This window comes from Metabacillus rhizosphaerae, from assembly GCF_037201795.1.
Classification (GTDB): domain Bacteria; phylum Bacillota; class Bacilli; order Bacillales; family Bacillaceae; genus Metabacillus; species Metabacillus rhizosphaerae.
On sequence record NZ_CP147403.1, the window covers coordinates 2,179,455 to 2,195,849 of the forward strand.

Consider the following 16,395-nt stretch of genomic DNA (forward strand, 5'->3'; position numbering starts at 1 on the left):
AGTTTTGAAAAACAAACGAATAACACGGCAAACCTATTATTATGATCATCTTGGTGAACAAGAAACGATGCAGCAAATAACGGATTCCTATTCAAGTGGTGTTGTTGAACAACAATATGAGCAAAACTTCCTACAGGAGCATTTACAAGTTAGGAAGGACTAAATAAAATGATTAGTTTTAATTATTTTTTAGCTGACTTTATTATTAGTCGGCTTTTTTTATGCATTTTTCCCTCCCTTATGAATATTTTTAACGTGAATTTAACAAGAAGTTACAAGTTTTAAAACAAGTATATTGTAAAATAGAGATGTTATCAGCACAATAGAGATAGAAAAGAATAAGGACAAGTTTGATGGGGAGGGACTTTATCGTGCGACATGCCCTTATAACGGCTGGATCTAAAGGCTTGGGGAAAAAGGTAACAGAGGAATTTTTAAAAAATGGGTTTTCTGTTACGATAAATTACCGAAGTGATACGAGTGCTGTGAAAGAATTAAAAACATTGTATTCACATATTGGCGATCGTCTCTTATTTGTTCAAGGTGATGTTACAAAAAAAGAAGATCTAACAACAATGATTGATCTTTCGTTCGAACGCTTTGGAAGAATCGATTGCTTAATTAATAATGCTGGACCATACATATTTGAAAGAAAAAAACTTGCAGATTATACAGATGAAGAGTGGTATCAAATGATTGAAGGAAATTTAAGCTCTGTTTTTCACATGTTTAAAAAAATCGTACCAATCATGAGAAAGCAGAACTATGGGCGCATCATTACTTATGGATTTCAAGGAGCTGTATCATCACCTGGTTGGTTACATCGATCGGCTTTTAGTGCTGCAAAGGTGGGGTTAGTGTCACTAACGAAATCGATTAGTATAGAAGAAGCAGAGTTTGGAATAACAGCAAATATGATTTGCCCAGGTAATATAATAGGCGAAATGAAAGAAGCAACCATAGATCATTCTAGAAGAATAAGCGATATCCAAACACCTATTGGACGTTCAGGAACTGGTGAAGATATAGCTAGAACAATTTCCTTTTTATGTGAAGAAAACTCTGATATGATCACTGGTTCAATAATCGAGGTAACAGGAGGTGCCAATGTTATACATCGTTATAATGTTTAATTAGCTTACTATGGGAAAGATCTAAGGGATATTTTTTGAGAAGAACTTCCTTTTTCCACTATAGATTTAAGTAGACTTTAAGCAACTATCAATTTTTTTAAAAATTTTAATAAAACTCCTCGGACCTGTCTGTTTTCGTAATCATATAATAAATTACGGCAATACTGATAAGGATTAATAGTTTGAAACGATTGCTAAGGAGGAGTTATTATGAAAATTGGCATTCCTGCAGAAATTAAAAATAATGAAAATCGTGTTGCTATGACCCCTGCAGGTGCTTTTCATCTCGTAAACTCTGGACATGAAGTATATATTGAAAAAAATGCAGGGGTAGGTTCAGGGTTTACAGATGAACAGTATATTGAAGCTGGTGCGCAAATTGTTGAAACAGCTCAACAAGCATGGGCGATGGATATGGTTATGAAGGTAAAGGAACCTTTAAAAGAAGAATTCCGTTATTTCCGAGAAGGGCTCATTTTATTTACGTATTTACATCTTGCACCTGAGCCTGAGTTAACTGTTGCTTTAATTGATCATAAAGTAATTGCGATTGCTTATGAGACAGTTCAGCTTCCAAACGGTACTCTCCCACTCTTAACACCGATGAGCGAAGTTGCTGGTAGAATGGCCTCGCAAATTGGTGCGCAATTTTTAGAAAAGCCAAAGGGAGGTAAGGGGATATTATTAGCAGGAGTTCCTGGGACAAGGAGAGGAAAGGTTTCCATTATTGGTGGTGGTGTTGCTGGAACAAATGCGGCGAAGATTGCAATTGGACTAGGTGCAGAGGTAACAATTTTAGATGTGAATTCTGAGCGATTAAGACAGCTTGATGATATTTTTGGTAGTGACATTTCAACATTAATGTCAAATCCTCTTAATATTGCAGAAGCTGTTCGTGAATCTGATTTGGTTATAGGAGCAGTGTTAATTCCTGGTGCAAAAGCTCCAAAGCTTGTAACAGAGGATGTTGTAAGTTCTATGTCAGATGGATCTGTTATTGTTGATATTGCGATTGATCAAGGTGGGATTTTTGAAACAACTGATAAAATAACAACTCATGATAATCCAACGTATGAGAAACATGGGGTATTACATTATGCTGTTGCTAATATGCCAGGCGCTGTTCCACGCACTTCAACATTCGCTCTAACAAATGTAACTGTCCCTTATGCTGTTCAAATTGCTTCCAAGGGCTACAAAAAAGCGTGCTTGGAAAATGAAGCTCTATTAAAAGGTATCAATACATTAGATGGATATGTTACTTACGAAGCGGTAGCAGCAGCACACGGCTTATCCTACTCAGATGCACGTACTCTGTTACTTGGGGTTTAAATACGTTACTCCAACAAATGAGGCTGAACCATTTTTATTTTGTCAGCCTCTTTTGAGTATAACGTTTAAAAAAACGGTGAAAAAGGGTAAAACGAATTATAGATACTGATTACCATTTTGGTGTAAATATAAAGAAAGCAGGTGAATAGAATGCATGTATCTTATCATGGTCATTCAGTCGTACAAATTTCAACAGGGAATAAAAAGATTATTATTGATCCATTTATTAATGGTAATGGTTTAACAGATTTAAAAGTAACTGACCTTGAAGTTGATGTGATTATTTTAACACATGGTCATAATGATCATGTCGGTGATACAGTCGAGATTGCTAAGAAAAACAATGCATTAGTTATTGCTCCGTATGAGTTAGCGGTTTACATAGGTAAAAATGATATTGACATTCATCCAATGAATATTGGTGGAGCTTATAAATTTGACTTTGGTACAGTCAAACTAACACAGGCTTTTCATGGATCAAGTTATGAAGAAGCAGACGGAACTGTTGTATATACAGGGATGCCTTCAGGGGTTCTGTTAACAGCTAATGGCCAAACGATCTATCATGCCGGGGATACTGCGTTGTTTTCTGATATGAAGATGATTGGGAATAGAAATACTATCGATCTAGCATTTTTACCAATAGGGGATAATTTAACAATGGGTCCAGAGGATGCAGTAGCTGCAGCTGAATGGCTAAAAGCTAAAAGGGTCGTTCCTATTCATTACAATACGTTTCCTGCAATAAAACAGGATCCTAAAGAATTTACAAACATGCTGCCAAAAGGGATATGCTATCCATTAAAGGTTGGAGAAAAACTAGAATTATAAGGTAAAATATCATTTAATGTGATTGTTTTAAAACCCCACTAATTAATATTGAAACATCTGATTTTAATACGAATGGGCAATCAATAGATGGAAGTAGATGATTCATATCAACTACTTCTTTTTTTTATGGTACATGCATAAAATAGAGCAATAATTAATTTGAAAGGGTGATTTGATTGAAAAATTTAATTTATACATTAGTTACTCTTGCAATGCTCTATTACGGACTTCAGCAAATTACTTTATCTGGTGATCAATTACAAACTGTGTTTGCTATGAGTTGGTTGTGTCTAGCGATATTTGTAATTGGTGGGAACTTTGCACATTATCTATATCGTCCTAAGAAACATGTTCAAGCAAAACAAATTAAATCCTACAAAACAAAAAGAACCTATGCACGTCAACGTTTGAAATGAAGAGATAAAGCAGTTCTAAACCATGCGTTGATATATATATGCACCACCCTTATAATAAAAGAAGATAAGACGAATAACGTACTATTAGATTGTTATATATAAAGGGTGATGCAGCTTGGCTACGAAGCACGAGCAAATTTTACAATATATTAATTCACTTCCTGTCGGTGAAAAAATTTCAGTTCGTCAAATTGCTAAGGATATTAATGTTAGTGAAGGAACAGCCTATAGGGCGATTAAAGAAGCCGAAAATAAAGGGTATGTTAGTACGATTGAACGAGTAGGAACAATTAGAATTGAAACAAAAAAGAAGGAAAACTTCGAGAAATTAACCTATGCAGAGGTTGTTAACATTGTTGATGGGCAGGTTTTAGGTGGACGAGCTGGTTTACATAAAACGTTAAATAAGTTTGTAATCGGTGCAATGAAGCTAGAGGCAATGATGCGTTATACCGGTGCAGGTAACTTATTAATAGTTGGAAACCGTACAAATGCTCATCAATACGCTTTAGAGGCTGGTGCAGCTGTTTTAATAACAGGTGGCTTTGATACAGAAGATAGTGTGAAGAAATTAGCAGATGAGCTTGAATTGCCGATTATCTCTACTAGCTATGATACGTTTACTGTTGGTACAATGATTAATCGTGCTATCTATGATCAGCTTATCAAAAAGGAAATTGTTCAAGTTGAGGATATATTAACACCTCTTGAAAAAACAATTTACTTAAAAACAACAGATACTGTAGCAACCTGGTATCAGAATAACTATGAAACAGGACATGGACGATTTCCTGTTATTGACCAAAATATTAAGGTGCATGGAATCGTAACATCAAAGGATATAATGGGACATGATCATTCTACAATAATTGAAAAGGTAATGACAAAAAGTCCAGTTACAGTTATGGGCAAAACGTCAGTTGCATCTGCTGCCCAAATGATGGTTTGGGAAGGGATTGAAGTGCTTCCGGTAGTTGATCAACATAATCGTTTACAAGGGATGATTAGTCGTCAGGACGTTTTAAAAGCATTGCAAATGATCCAGCGTCAGCCGCAAATTGGTGAGAAACTTGACGATATTGTTACCAATCAGTTTATAACGATTGAAGATGAATCAAAGCGGAGTAGTATTTTTAGATGTGAAGTAAGTCCGCAAATGACAAACCATCTTGGCACAATTTCTTATGGTGTGTTTACGACACTTGTTACAGAATCAGTAAATCGATATTTAAGAGCGCAAAAAAAAGGTGATATCATTGTCGAAAATATCACGATTTACTTCATTAAGCCAGTGCAAATGGAATCAATGCTTGAACTTCACCCGAAAATACTAGAAGTAGGGAGAAAGTTTGGAAAGATTGATATTGAAGCATACAGTGAAGGTATGGTAGTAGGGAAGGCGATGATGATGGTTCAATTGATAGAAAGATAACCTCGAAGCTACTTTATTAGTATCGATCAAATGGGCAACGTCTTTTCACAAAGTTGGACTGTTGAAGTAAATTACAAAAACTAAATAAAAAAACGATATTTAACTTTAAAAATAAGAAGAGGAAGACACAATCCCCTTCTTATTTTTGTTCTTGAGCTTCTTTTACTACTTGTGGTAAATAATGCTTATAGGCACGGAATCCTGCCCAACTACTACCTATTCCAATAAGTACAAAGATTATTCCCACGATTAACGACAAGGTGGAACGATATAGGAATAATTGGTTAAGGCCAAAAGATGCAACAAATAATCCTAATGCAATACTAGATTTTGCAGCTATCCACCGTTTTTCGATCGACTTAGTGGATCTAAATGCTTTTACCTTAAAATATGCATAAAAAGCTAAAGAAATAACGATGATCACAACTAACACTGGCATATTTAGAAACCTCCACAATAAATCATATTTCAGCTGTTATTTTAAAATTGACCATAAAGATCTGAAAAGTCTCGCTTCATTTTAACATGACTTTCATTAAATTGTACTTATTTCCTATTTGCTGATTATTCTTTCTTTTTAAATACATGTATTTATGATTTAATAACTAATAAAGAACTTTAAAGGAGATTCAAATGAAACAGCAGATCTTAGAAGAAATACATCAAAATAATACGATTATTATTCATCGCCATGTTCGTCCAGATCCAGACGCTTATGGATCACAATGTGGGTTAGCTGAAGTGTTGAAGGCATCTTATCCAGAAAAGAATATCTTTGTTGTTGGTGAAAGTGAGCCATCTTTGGAATTTCTTTATAAAATGGATCTAGTAGATGATGACGTTTACCAGGAAGCGTTAGTTATTGTCTGTGATACTGCGAACCAAGCTCGTGTAAGTGATCAACGCTATAAAAATGGTAAAAAACTGATAAAGATTGATCATCATCCGAATGAGGACAAGTATGGAGATCTGCTATGGGTTGATACAACAGCAGCTGCAACAAGTGAAATGATTTATGAATTATTTTTAGAAGGTAAAGAACAGGGGCTTGTACTTTCTAAAAAAGCTGCACAGTTATTATATGCCGGTATTGTTGGTGATACTGGGCGCTTCCTTTTCCCTAGTACAACTGAAAAGACTTTTGGTTACGCTAGTGCACTAATATCTGAAGGAATTGAGTTTACTCCATTATATAATGAACTTTACAAAACAAAGCGGAATGTTGCAAAGCTAAGTGGCTATGTGCTGCAAAACTTTACGTTAACTTCATCAGGTGCTGCAAGTATGAATATTTCAAGGGAGATCTTAACTGAGTATGAAGTAACGCCCTCAGAAGCATCTCAGTTGGTTGGTATTCTCGGAAATATTGAGGGAGTTATATCTTGGGTGTTTTTCGTTGAAGAGGAAAATCAAATTCGAGTCAGATTGCGATCAAAAGGGCCTGTGATAAATGAATTAGCAAGGAAATATAATGGTGGCGGACATCCTTTAGCATCAGGAGCATCCATTTATAACTGGGAAGAAGCTGTTCAGGTGCTTAAAGATTTGGAAGAGCTTTGTCAAGATTATTAAATAGTTATGAAAAAGGTTATGTAGTGGTTCGGAATTGTGATACGGTTCCGAACCTTTTTTTATAGGGTATGGACTTTTTGAAGATTTCAAGAAAAAAAGAATAGTAATGTCTCATACAATAAAGAAATTATAAAGTTGAGGGGGTATGATAACGCTTACTAATCTCTGTTTGGGATAAACCAAACCCCGATATCAGTGGCATCCTCATATACATCGAGATTTAATACTTGTATTTCTTTTTTTATTAACTTTGCTAGTTCGGCAGATTCAACATATGCTGAAAAGCCATTTTTAATATGCTCTAATTTTTCTTGAGCAATTTTTTTTGAATTAAAAATGTCCATTTTAATCCCTCCATTAATATGTCATTACAAAATCAATATTGACGAGTGTGACATTTCCTTTTTTTGTCAGTCTCGTCTTAAAATGATTTGTGAAACATTGAACGGAATGTCATGATGGTAAAAGGTAAAATAAATATTTTGCTTTTTGCCATCAAACTGTTTGTGCATTACACTTACTTTAGGTAGTTGATATAGAATCAGTAGGCAGGTGTTTATCAAAAAAGATATCATAGGATTTCACAAGTTTTTTACCCTTGAGGTGAGTAGAGAGAGGTGAACATTGTAGTAATTCTTGATGAAAGTAAAAAATAAATTATTTACTTGTTTTTCCTATTTCTATTTTATCGGATATTTGAGTTAAATGCGATTCATTTTTGCATATTCCATAAAATTTTTTATTCTAAGGCTCTGTTATACTTGTTTCTTTATTTCCGCTGCAGGTGAACGCTTTCCGGGGCGGTCCTGGAGCCTCGTCGGTGCTATGCACCTGCATGAGTCTCTCATATCCGTTCCAATCAACAAAGTACAAAAATCACCAGTGAGCTTTAACAGAGCCTATTCTAAAAATGAGATCTCAACCTCAATATAAATAGTTGTTAGTAACATGAATTTTGTCATCTCAAGTTTATATTCTTTTCCATCTCTCTTAAAAACCTTATTCTCAATCGTTCTTTCGATTAATAAATGACTTGAAGAAACGCTCTCGATATCTTTTGCAATTAAATCTGATAAATCTTTTTCTACCTCATCCTCTATATTTTTTATCATAAAATCCTTAAAAAGATATTTGTCACCGTTTGTTAGATGGATATTTATTTCTTGAACAGTAATTTTTTGTTGCGCTTCTTTATTTAATTTTATATATTCTTCTTGATAAATTTCTTTGTCTTTTCTTAACTTTTGAATAGTTAACTCTTGTTCATCGATAATGGTCTTATGCTTTTCTTGGATCACTCCAAAGATAAATAAAAAAACGCCCCAGCTAATAATTGCCCCAATCGCTGCACCGGCAAAAAAACGCTGCCATGAAGGTTGTTGATAATGTGGTGGAATTCTCATGAAATATGCTCCTGTGTTAACCAATGAATTAGAAGCCAGCCTGTTTGTGCTCCGCCCATTCCAGAAATAATTAGTAATACTTGTTTTATGATGTCTCTTGTTTCTCCTTGGAAAATACCACGTTCAAAACTATAGAAAGCATCAAATGTTCCACCTATTGCAGCAACAAGTGCCCATATTTTTAAGCGATTTGCAAACTCAAACATTTTCGTTAAAGGAGGCTCACCTGCCAAGAAAGCTCCAATTGCACCTATAAGTGTACCACCTAAAATAACCCCTAATGCAATAAAATAGCTATGAATAAAAGCCGGTATAAAGGCTTCGTTGTCCATAAACATCATCCTCCTCTATATAATGTATATGGACGACCCTTTTTAAGTATGTTTTGTTTTACATGTAAAATAGAAAATAGATTAGCTTTATACATCTTATGAACAGAGCATGTATCTTTCTATTTGTATCGAAAATAATCTCGGAATATAATGAAGGATATACATTAGTGAATTTAAATAATAAAAATTTACATAAATTAGTTCAAGAAAGGAGGAATTTGTTTGCCTTTCGTACATCTACAAGTAAAAAGTGCATACAGCCTGTTAACGAGTGCTGCAAGGTTGGACAGGCTTGTAAATAAAGCGAAAACACTTAAATTTAAAGCATTGGCATTAACCGATGATCAAGTCATGTATGGTACTGTTGCGTTTTATAAGCTATGCAAACAACATGGTATTAAGCCAATTATCGGTTTAACAATAAACATTCTAGATGAACAAGGAGAGGGAGAGTCTACCTCACTTATTTTATTAGCAGAAAATAATAATGGATATCGAAATTTATTAAAGATTAGTAGTGCACTGCAGACGAAAACTCCTGAAGGATTACCTGAAAGGTGGCTTAAGAGCTATAGTCAGGGTCTAATCGCCATTAGCCCTGGAATGGACGGAATCATTGAGAAAAATTTATTAGAAGGAAATCGTGTAAAAGCAAAAGAGCTAACGAAAAAATATGAAACTATATTTGGTCAAAAATCTTTTTATCTGGGGCTCCAAAATCACTTGTTAGAGCAGGAAAAGCATTTATTAACCGAACTAGTCTCTTTGAGCGAAGAAACGAAGGTACCCGTTGTTGCAACTAATAATGTTGCCTACCTGGAGCAAGACGACTATATGGCTTATAAATGTTTATCAGCAATAAAAAACGGTGATAAGCTTTCAGATGAGCACATTGATTTACACACACCGAATGAATATTATTTAAAATCGCAGGAGGACATGGTCTCACTATTTGATCAATATCCTGATGCGTTAGAAAATACTTTGTTAATAGCGGAGCGGTGTCAAGTTGATCTTGAACTTGGAGTTACACATTTACCAAAATTCCCAACACCAAACAGTGAAAGTGCGAATGAATATTTAGAACAACTTTGTATGGAAGGATTAAAAGACCGTTTTGAGGAACCTAAGAAAAGCTATCTAGATAGACTTACATATGAACTAAGTGTCATAAAGAAGATGAATTTTAGCGATTATTTTTTAATTGTTTGGGATTTTATGAAATATGCACATGAAAATAGCATTCTTACGGGTCCGGGGCGTGGATCGGCAGCAGGATCACTAGTTTCTTACGTGTTAAAAATTACCGATGTTGATCCGATTAAACACCGCCTCCTTTTTGAACGTTTTTTAAATCCTGAACGAATTACAATGCCTGATATTGATATTGATTTTCCAGATACAAGACGAGATGAAGTCATTCATTATGTTGCGAACAAATATGGGAAAATTCATGTAGCGCAAATTATCACGTTTGGAACTTTGGCTGCAAAAGCTGCAATCCGTGATATTGGTAGAGTAATGGGAGCTTCACCGAAGGAAACCGAATTACTTTCTAAACAAATTCCAACACGTCCTGGTATTACTCTTACAAAAGCCATAACAGAATCGCATGTTTTACAAAAAATGATTCGTGAAAATGAGTTATATAAAAAGATAATCGATACAGCATTAAAAATAGAAGGGCTTCCAAGACACGCGTCAACACATGCAGCAGGTGTTGTTCTAAGTGACCAACCTTTAACTAATATTGTCCCGATTCAAAATGGGCAGCATGAAGTATATTTAACTCAGTTTTCAATGGATTATTTAGAGGATCTAGGCTTATTGAAAATGGACTTTTTAGGTCTAAGGAATTTATCATTGATAGAAAATATAACAAAATTAATCCAGCGTGAAGAAGGATATTCTGTTAACTTACCGAAAATATCTTATCAGGACGAAAAAACATTTTCTCTACTTTCAAGTGGGGATACAACAGGTGTATTTCAGTTAGAGTCTGAAGGTATGAGAAGTGTTTTAAAACGACTTAAACCAACAAGCCTTGAAGATATCGTTGCAGTTAATGCATTGTATCGTCCGGGCCCAATGGAAAATATCCCTCTCTATATTGAAAGAAAACATCAGAAAAGCTCTGTGCATTACCTCCACCCTGCGCTTGAGCCCATCTTACATTCGACCTATGGAGTCATTGTTTATCAAGAACAAATCATTGAAATTGCTTCGACTATTGCTGGATTTACTTTAGGTGAAGCTGATTTATTAAGAAGAGCTGTAGGTAAGAAGAAGAAAGATGTACTTGATAAAGAGCGGGAGCATTTCGTGAAGGGTTGTAAGTCTAATGGTTATAATGAACAAGTTGCAAATAATGTTTATGATTTAATTGTGAAATTCGCCGATTATGGCTTTAATCGAAGTCATGCAGTGGCATACAGCATGATTGCTTATCAATTAGCATATCTTAAGGCGAATTACCCACTTTATTTTATGACGGCTCTATTGACAAGTGCGAGTGGAAATGACGATAAGGTTTCACAGTATATACGTGAAGCAAAACAGAAGGGAGTTACAATTTTACCTCCTTCTGTAAATTATAGTGCATACCCATTCTTAGTTGAGAATGGTAATATTCGATATAGCTTAACTGCAATAAAAAATGTTGGGATTGCAGCGATAAAAGAAATATTCCATGCCCGCAAAAAGAAACCATTTACAGACTTATTTGATTTTTGCATAAGGGTATCAATGAAGATTATTAATCGTCGGATAATGGAACAGTTAATCTTTTCAGGAGCTATGGATGATTTTGGAGTGGAGAGAGCAACCTTGCTAGCAAGCTTAGATGTTGCTATTGAGCATGCAGAATTGCTTACACCGACTGATGAGAATCAGATTGATTTTTTTGAGGAAGAAGCCTTTGCACTCAAACCTAAATACATCGAGGTAGAACCATTCAAAATTGAAGAAAAGTTGAAATTTGAAAAAGAAACACTTGGCTTCTACTTTTCTTCCCATCCGGTCGAACTGTATCGGGAAAAATTTCAATCAGTTAATGCAAGTAATATATCAGATATGGGTTTGAAAATAGATAAAAAAGCCATGATAGGTGCAATGATCGTGAGTATTCGAACAATCCGCACGAAAAAAGGTGACGTAATGGCATTTTTAGTCATTGCTGATGAGACAGGCGATATTGATGCTGTTATGTTTCCGCAAATTTATACTAAATTTAGTGAAAAGATATCAATTGGTGACACCTTCCTTTTAGATGGGAAAGTAGAGAGACGTCAAGATAAGGTCCAATTTATTATCCAAAAAGTCATATCACCAGAAGAACTATCTAGTCTTGATGACAAATCAAAGCTTTTTATAAAAATTGAAAGACAATCTATGGAACCAAAAAGATTATTTGAAGTGAAGAATTACCTTAAAGAGTTCAGTGGAGATACTCCAGTATTTCTCTATTATGAATCTGAAAAAAGAACTGTTCAACTTCCATCAGAATTCTTTATTTCTCCAACTGAAGAATGTATGGATGCATTAATTAAATTACTTGGTAAAGAAAATGTTGTTTTAAGGAACCATCAATAATTATGAAAATTACTTTTTTACAATAATTAATTAGACATAAACAGTCAATTACTTATGAATGGAAGGAATAAACTCATAATTTGTCGTTAAATATGTCTTATCAGACACCCAAAGATAAAAATAACGATAGGACTAATTAAAAGTAACCTGTTTTCCTTCCAACCTACGACAAGTCCTACTTTACAAACAGATGAATTATGTTATCATTTAATAATGATTATTAGTGGTCAGACCACTGGGGGATTGTAAAGAATATTTTTTTATAGGTCTTAAAACTTTACAAGGTACAAAGGGGATGTTAATGATGTCATTAAGAGAAGAAGCTTTACATATTCACCGAGTAAATAAGGGAAAGCTTGAGTCAAAATCTAAAATACCTGTGAGAAATGCACACGATCTTAGTCTCGCTTATTCACCTGGTGTGGCTGAACCTTGTAAAGATATATATGATGATAAAAACAAAGTATACGACTATACAATGAAAGGTAATATGGTTGCAGTTGTTTCCGATGGAACTGCAGTTTTAGGTCTAGGAAATATTGGTCCAGAGGCTGCTCTGCCTGTAATGGAAGGAAAAGCGGTCTTATTTAAAAGCTTTGCAGGAGTAGATGCTTTTCCAATTTGTTTAAATACAACAGATGTTGACCAAATCGTAAATACAGTTAAGCTTCTTGAACCAACCTTTGGTGGTGTAAACCTCGAGGACATTGCAGCTCCGAACTGCTTTGTTATAGAAGAGCGTTTAAAAAAGGAAACGAATATTCCTATTTTTCATGATGACCAACACGGAACAGCAATTGTAACAGTTGCAGGACTTGTTAATGCCTTAAAATTGGTTGGGAAAAGCATGTCAAATATTCGTGTTGTTGCTAATGGCGCTGGTGCAGCTGGCATTGCAATTATTAAGTTGCTTTATACTTACGGTGTTAGAAATATTATTATGTGTGATTCTAAAGGGGCTATTTACGAAAATCGTAAAGCAGGTATGAATGAGGTAAAATCAGAAGTAGCGAAATTTACGAATAGAGATCAATTAGAAGGCTCACTTGCTGATGTAATAAAAGAAGCAGATGTGTTTATTGGAGTTTCAGTTGAAGGTGCACTAACAAAAGAAATGGTTCAGTCAATGAACCCCGAACCAATCATATTTGCGATGGCAAATCCAGCCCCAGAAATTATGCCAGAAGATGCAAGAGAAGCTGGTGCAAAGGTTATTGGAACAGGTCGTTCAGATTTTCCGAACCAAGTTAATAATGTACTAGCTTTCCCTGGAATCTTCCGAGGCGCATTAGATGTTCGAGCAACTCACATTAATGAAAAGATGAAAATAGCTGCAGTAGAAGCAATTGCATCACTTGTTTCGGAAAGTGAATTAACTTCAGATTATGTTATTCCAGCTCCATTTGATCCACGTGTTGCCCCAGCAGTAGCATCAGCAGTGGCAAAGGCTGCTATGGAAACTGGTGTGGCTAGAATAAAAGTTGACCCAGAAGAAGTTGCAGAAAAAACGAGGCAGCTTGCTATTATTGAGTAGAAGTGAGTGATTTGTCTTTGACAACCGCACAATCAAAAGTTTATATAGAAATTCTTCGTCATATTAGAGCTTATATTGCAGAAAAGCAGCTTTCATATGGTGATAAAATCCCTTCCGAAAGAGAATTTGCAGAAAAGCTTAAGGTTGGTAGATCATCTGTAAGAGAAGCATTGCGTGCCCTTGAGCTTTTAGGGATGATTGAAACGCGAAGAGGAGAAGGCACATTTCTTAAAGATTTTCGAGAGCATAATCTTATTGAACTTTTAGGAACGTTTATATTAGAGGATTCAAAAGCGGTTGTTGATATTATCCAAATGAATTCTCTATTGGAATATAATGCATTGCAATTGGTTTTGCAAAACAATCCTGAAGCAGAACTTAAATTGATAGCAGAAAAACTTTCAAAGAATACAGTAACAAGATATGAATGTATGAGAGAGATTATTCAACTCTCTAATAACCATCTTCTTTTTCGTATATGGATGGTGTTAAATGATTATGTTACCTTTGTTTGTAAGAGTGATCAAGTGAAGGTTTATTCAAATGAAAAATTAGAAATGCTAGTTAATGCCTTATTAAACAAGGAACAAGAAAAGGTTTTTGCTGCTTACGAAGAGGTATCACTTAAGGAATATGTCGAATAGATACTGACAAGCTTCAACAACATGCTTATTCATCATTCTATAAAGTATAGATAACTGATAAATAATAGTATTCTTGATGATAGTTTTACTAGTAAATTAGCTTAGTTCAACCTCAATACTTTCAATATGAAAAAGAAGAATTGTAGAGAAACAGCTTTAGAAAAGGGGAGGTACCGTTTTGTTAAAAGATTTGTTTACGAAACCGAAACCGAAGAAAAAAAAATATGCACAGGTTCCGTCTGAGCAAGCAAAACAAGATGTTCCTGAAGGAATTGTCATTAAATGTCCGAGTTGTAAAAAAATTATGTATACAAAAGAATTAATAAAAAATGAGAAGGTTTGTATGAATTGTGGTTACCATCATCAAATGAACGCTATGGAACGCATTAAGAGCTTATTTGATGAGCATAGTTTTATTGAATATGATAAAGAAATGATTTCAGAAAATCCACTGCAATTTCCAGGATACGAAGAAAAGCTAGAAAAGGACCGTCAAAAAACACAACAAAATGAAGCTGTTGTTACAGGTGAAGGTACCATAAATGGCTTTAAAACAACATTTGCCATCATGGATGCTAGCTTTAGAATGGGAAGTATGGGGTCAGTTGTTGGTGAAAAAATTACTCGTACAATTGAAAAAGCTAATGAAAAGAACTTACCCTTTATTATTCTAACTGCATCAGGTGGTGCAAGAATGCAAGAGGGTGTATTAAGTTTAATGCAAATGGCTAAAACTAGCTCTGCACTTAAGCTTTATAGTGATAATCAAGGCTTAATTATTTCTGTTATGACACATCCTACAACAGGTGGGGTGTCAGCAAGCTTCGCATCGTTAGGTGATTATAATTTTGCTGAGCCAGGAGCACTTATTGGGTTTGCTGGAAGAAGAATTATCGAGCAAACAATTAGAGAAGAACTTCCTGAAGATTTTCAAACTGCTGAATTTTTATTAAAACATGGTCAGCTTGATGCTGTTATAGATCGTCAAGAGTTAAAGGAAACACTAAGTAATATTCTTGACATTCATCAATCAGGAGGTGAATTAACATGGTAGGCGAATTAGAGTTTGAAAAGCCTGTAACCGAGCTTAGAAAAAAAATTAGTGAATTAAAAGAATTTACAATAGGTTCAGATGTTGATTTATCATCCGAAATTGAAAAGCTTGAAGCAAGATTAGAAAAGCTAGAAAATGAGATTTATACAAATATAAAGCCTTGGGACAGAGTTCAAATTGCAAGACATCCTAGTAGACCAACAACTTTAGATTATATCGAACACATTTTTACTAATTTCTTTGAATGTCACGGTGACCGTTATTATGGTGATGACGATGCGATTGTAAGTGGAATTGCAAAGTTTAAAGGTCTTCCTGTTACTGTTATTGGGCATCAACGAGGTAAGGATACGAAGGAAAACATTCGTAGAAATTTCGGTATGCCTCATCCTGAAGGCTATCGTAAAGCTTTAAGGTTAATGAAGCAAGCGGATAAATTTAATCGTCCAATTATTTGCTTTATTGATACAAAAGGTGCTTACCCTGGAAAAGCTGCAGAAGAGCGTGGTCAAAGCGAAGCAATTGCTAAAAATTTGTTTGAAATGGCTGGGTTGTCAGTACCAGTAATTTGTATAGTGATTGGTGAAGGTGGGAGTGGAGGTGCACTTGCTCTAGGTGTGGGTAACTATATTCACATGCTAGAAAACTCTACTTACTCTGTTATCTCACCAGAAGGTGCTGCAGCATTATTGTGGAAGGATGCTGGATTAGCAAAAAAGGCAGCAGAAACAATGAAAATAACTGCACCAGACCTAAAAGAACTTGGTGTTGTTGATGAAATAATCCCTGAAGTGAAGGGTGGAGCACATAAAGATATCCCTCAACAAGCAGGTTATATAGAAGAAATATTAGCAACCTCTTTAAAAACTCTATCAGCAATGACTGGTGAAGAACTCATTCACCATCGTTACGAAAAGTTTAAAAGAATCGGGCAAGTATCATTTACAAATGAATTACTTGGGGTAAAATAAGAACGTGTGGCCTTCAAGGTCCACGTTTCTTTTGGTGGTAATGAAAAATATGGTTTGTTTAGACTTAATTTGGGTATCTTGCTTTCTATGGACTAGTCACTATGGAAGGTAATGAAGGTTTTATTTTCAATAGAGGCTAATTAGCTTAGA

General features: G+C 34.9%; 16 protein-coding genes. 12 read left to right on the forward strand and 4 right to left on the reverse strand.

Going from position 1 to position 16,395, the window contains the following annotated elements:
- Nucleotides 1-4: 4 nt before the first annotated feature.
- The 6 genes from WCV66_RS10600 (at nt 5) to WCV66_RS10625 (ending at nt 5,144) form a co-directional block, all read left to right on the forward strand.
- Nucleotides 5-163, forward strand: a complete 159-nt coding sequence (locus WCV66_RS10600) for a hypothetical protein (RefSeq protein ID WP_185654132.1) — start codon at nt 5-7, stop codon at nt 161-163.
- A gap of 208 nt (nt 164-371) precedes the next feature.
- On the forward strand, nt 372-1,133 hold the full coding sequence (locus tag WCV66_RS10605) for an SDR family oxidoreductase (protein ID WP_066326758.1): 762 nt from the start codon (nt 372-374) through the stop codon (nt 1,131-1,133).
- Nucleotides 1,134-1,343: 210 nt separating this feature from the next.
- Nucleotides 1,344-2,465 carry an alanine dehydrogenase gene (gene ald, locus WCV66_RS10610; RefSeq protein ID WP_066326760.1) on the forward strand — a complete coding sequence of 374 codons (1,122 nt, stop codon included), beginning with the start codon at nt 1,344-1,346 and terminating at the stop codon, nt 2,463-2,465.
- A gap of 150 nt (nt 2,466-2,615) precedes the next feature.
- Entirely contained in the window at nt 2,616-3,296 is a 681-nt protein-coding gene (locus WCV66_RS10615) for a metal-dependent hydrolase (RefSeq protein WP_338788940.1), read from the forward strand.
- A 176-nt stretch (nt 3,297-3,472) separates the two neighbouring features.
- Complete coding sequence (locus WCV66_RS10620; RefSeq protein ID WP_338788941.1) at nt 3,473-3,712, forward strand: hypothetical protein; 240 nt, start codon at nt 3,473-3,475, stop codon at nt 3,710-3,712.
- A gap of 115 nt (nt 3,713-3,827) precedes the next feature.
- Nucleotides 3,828-5,144, forward strand: a complete 1,317-nt coding sequence (locus WCV66_RS10625; protein WP_066326774.1) for a CBS domain-containing protein — start codon at nt 3,828-3,830, stop codon at nt 5,142-5,144.
- Between the two features lie 139 nt (nt 5,145-5,283).
- Here the strand turns inward: WCV66_RS10625 and WCV66_RS10630 are convergent, their stop codons facing one another.
- Nucleotides 5,284-5,583 (reverse strand): YtpI family protein, encoded by a 300-nt coding sequence (locus WCV66_RS10630; RefSeq protein WP_338788942.1) that lies wholly within the window; start codon nt 5,581-5,583, stop codon nt 5,284-5,286.
- Nucleotides 5,584-5,777: 194 nt separating this feature from the next.
- Between WCV66_RS10630 and WCV66_RS10635 the strand changes: the two genes are divergently transcribed.
- On the forward strand, nt 5,778-6,716 hold the full coding sequence (locus WCV66_RS10635) for a DHH family phosphoesterase (protein ID WP_066326779.1): 939 nt from the start codon (nt 5,778-5,780) through the stop codon (nt 6,714-6,716).
- A 158-nt stretch (nt 6,717-6,874) separates the two neighbouring features.
- Here the strand turns inward: WCV66_RS10635 and WCV66_RS10640 are convergent, their stop codons facing one another.
- The 3 genes from WCV66_RS10640 to WCV66_RS10650 all read right to left on the reverse strand — a co-directional run bounded on the left by WCV66_RS10640 (nt 6,875) and on the right by WCV66_RS10650 (nt 8,451).
- Nucleotides 6,875-7,060, reverse strand: a complete 186-nt coding sequence (locus WCV66_RS10640) for a hypothetical protein (protein WP_066326785.1) — start codon at nt 7,058-7,060, stop codon at nt 6,875-6,877.
- A 555-nt stretch (nt 7,061-7,615) separates the two neighbouring features.
- Nucleotides 7,616-8,119: a sporulation membrane protein YtrI gene (ytrI, locus tag WCV66_RS10645; RefSeq protein ID WP_066326789.1), complete on the reverse strand. Its 504-nt coding sequence runs from the start codon at nt 8,117-8,119 to the stop codon at nt 7,616-7,618.
- Nucleotides 8,116-8,451: a YtrH family sporulation protein gene (locus WCV66_RS10650; protein WP_066326792.1), complete on the reverse strand. Its 336-nt coding sequence runs from the start codon at nt 8,449-8,451 to the stop codon at nt 8,116-8,118. Before WCV66_RS10650 ends, ytrI begins: the two co-directional genes overlap by 4 nt.
- 222 nt (nt 8,452-8,673) lie before the next feature.
- Here WCV66_RS10650 and dnaE point away from each other — a divergent pair, with 222 nt between their 5' ends.
- The 5 genes from dnaE to accA all read left to right on the forward strand — a co-directional run bounded on the left by dnaE (nt 8,674) and on the right by accA (nt 16,245).
- Nucleotides 8,674-12,042: a DNA polymerase III subunit alpha gene (gene dnaE, locus WCV66_RS10655; protein ID WP_338788943.1), complete on the forward strand. Its 3,369-nt coding sequence runs from the start codon at nt 8,674-8,676 to the stop codon at nt 12,040-12,042.
- A gap of 304 nt (nt 12,043-12,346) precedes the next feature.
- On the forward strand, nt 12,347-13,576 hold the full coding sequence (locus tag WCV66_RS10660) for an NADP-dependent malic enzyme (RefSeq protein WP_338789435.1): 1,230 nt from the start codon (nt 12,347-12,349) through the stop codon (nt 13,574-13,576).
- 11 nt (nt 13,577-13,587) lie between these two features.
- Nucleotides 13,588-14,220, forward strand: coding sequence for a FadR/GntR family transcriptional regulator (locus WCV66_RS10665; RefSeq protein WP_066326799.1), 633 nt, complete (start codon nt 13,588-13,590; stop codon nt 14,218-14,220).
- 178 nt (nt 14,221-14,398) lie between these two features.
- On the forward strand, nt 14,399-15,274 hold the full coding sequence (gene accD / locus WCV66_RS10670) for an acetyl-CoA carboxylase, carboxyltransferase subunit beta (RefSeq protein ID WP_338788944.1): 876 nt from the start codon (nt 14,399-14,401) through the stop codon (nt 15,272-15,274).
- A complete protein-coding gene (gene accA, locus WCV66_RS10675; RefSeq protein WP_066326804.1) occupies nt 15,268-16,245 on the forward strand; it encodes an acetyl-CoA carboxylase carboxyl transferase subunit alpha in 978 nt (325 codons plus the stop codon). Before accD ends, accA begins: the two co-directional genes overlap by 7 nt.
- Nucleotides 16,246-16,395: the final 150 nt, after the last annotated feature.

Excerpts from the sequence above, each read along its gene's own strand:
- WCV66_RS10640 (WP_066326785.1), bottom strand. The coding sequence starts at position 7,060 with ATGGACATTTTTAATTCAAAAAAAATTGCTCAAGAAAAATTAGAGCAT.
- accA (WP_066326804.1), top strand. The coding sequence starts at position 15,268 with ATGGTAGGCGAATTAGAGTTTGAAAAGCCTGTAACCGAGCTTAGAAAA.
- WCV66_RS10660 (WP_338789435.1), top strand. The coding sequence starts at position 12,347 with ATGTCATTAAGAGAAGAAGCTTTACATATTCACCGAGTAAATAAGGGA.
- WCV66_RS10635 (WP_066326779.1), top strand. The coding sequence starts at position 5,778 with ATGAAACAGCAGATCTTAGAAGAAATACATCAAAATAATACGATTATT.
- ald (WP_066326760.1), top strand. The coding sequence starts at position 1,344 with ATGAAAATTGGCATTCCTGCAGAAATTAAAAATAATGAAAATCGTGTT.
- WCV66_RS10630 (WP_338788942.1), bottom strand. The coding sequence starts at position 5,583 with ATGCCAGTGTTAGTTGTGATCATCGTTATTTCTTTAGCTTTTTATGCA.
- ytrI (WP_066326789.1), bottom strand. The coding sequence starts at position 8,119 with ATGAGAATTCCACCACATTATCAACAACCTTCATGGCAGCGTTTTTTT.
- WCV66_RS10615 (WP_338788940.1), top strand. The coding sequence starts at position 2,616 with ATGCATGTATCTTATCATGGTCATTCAGTCGTACAAATTTCAACAGGG.
- WCV66_RS10650 (WP_066326792.1), bottom strand. The coding sequence starts at position 8,451 with ATGGACAACGAAGCCTTTATACCGGCTTTTATTCATAGCTATTTTATT.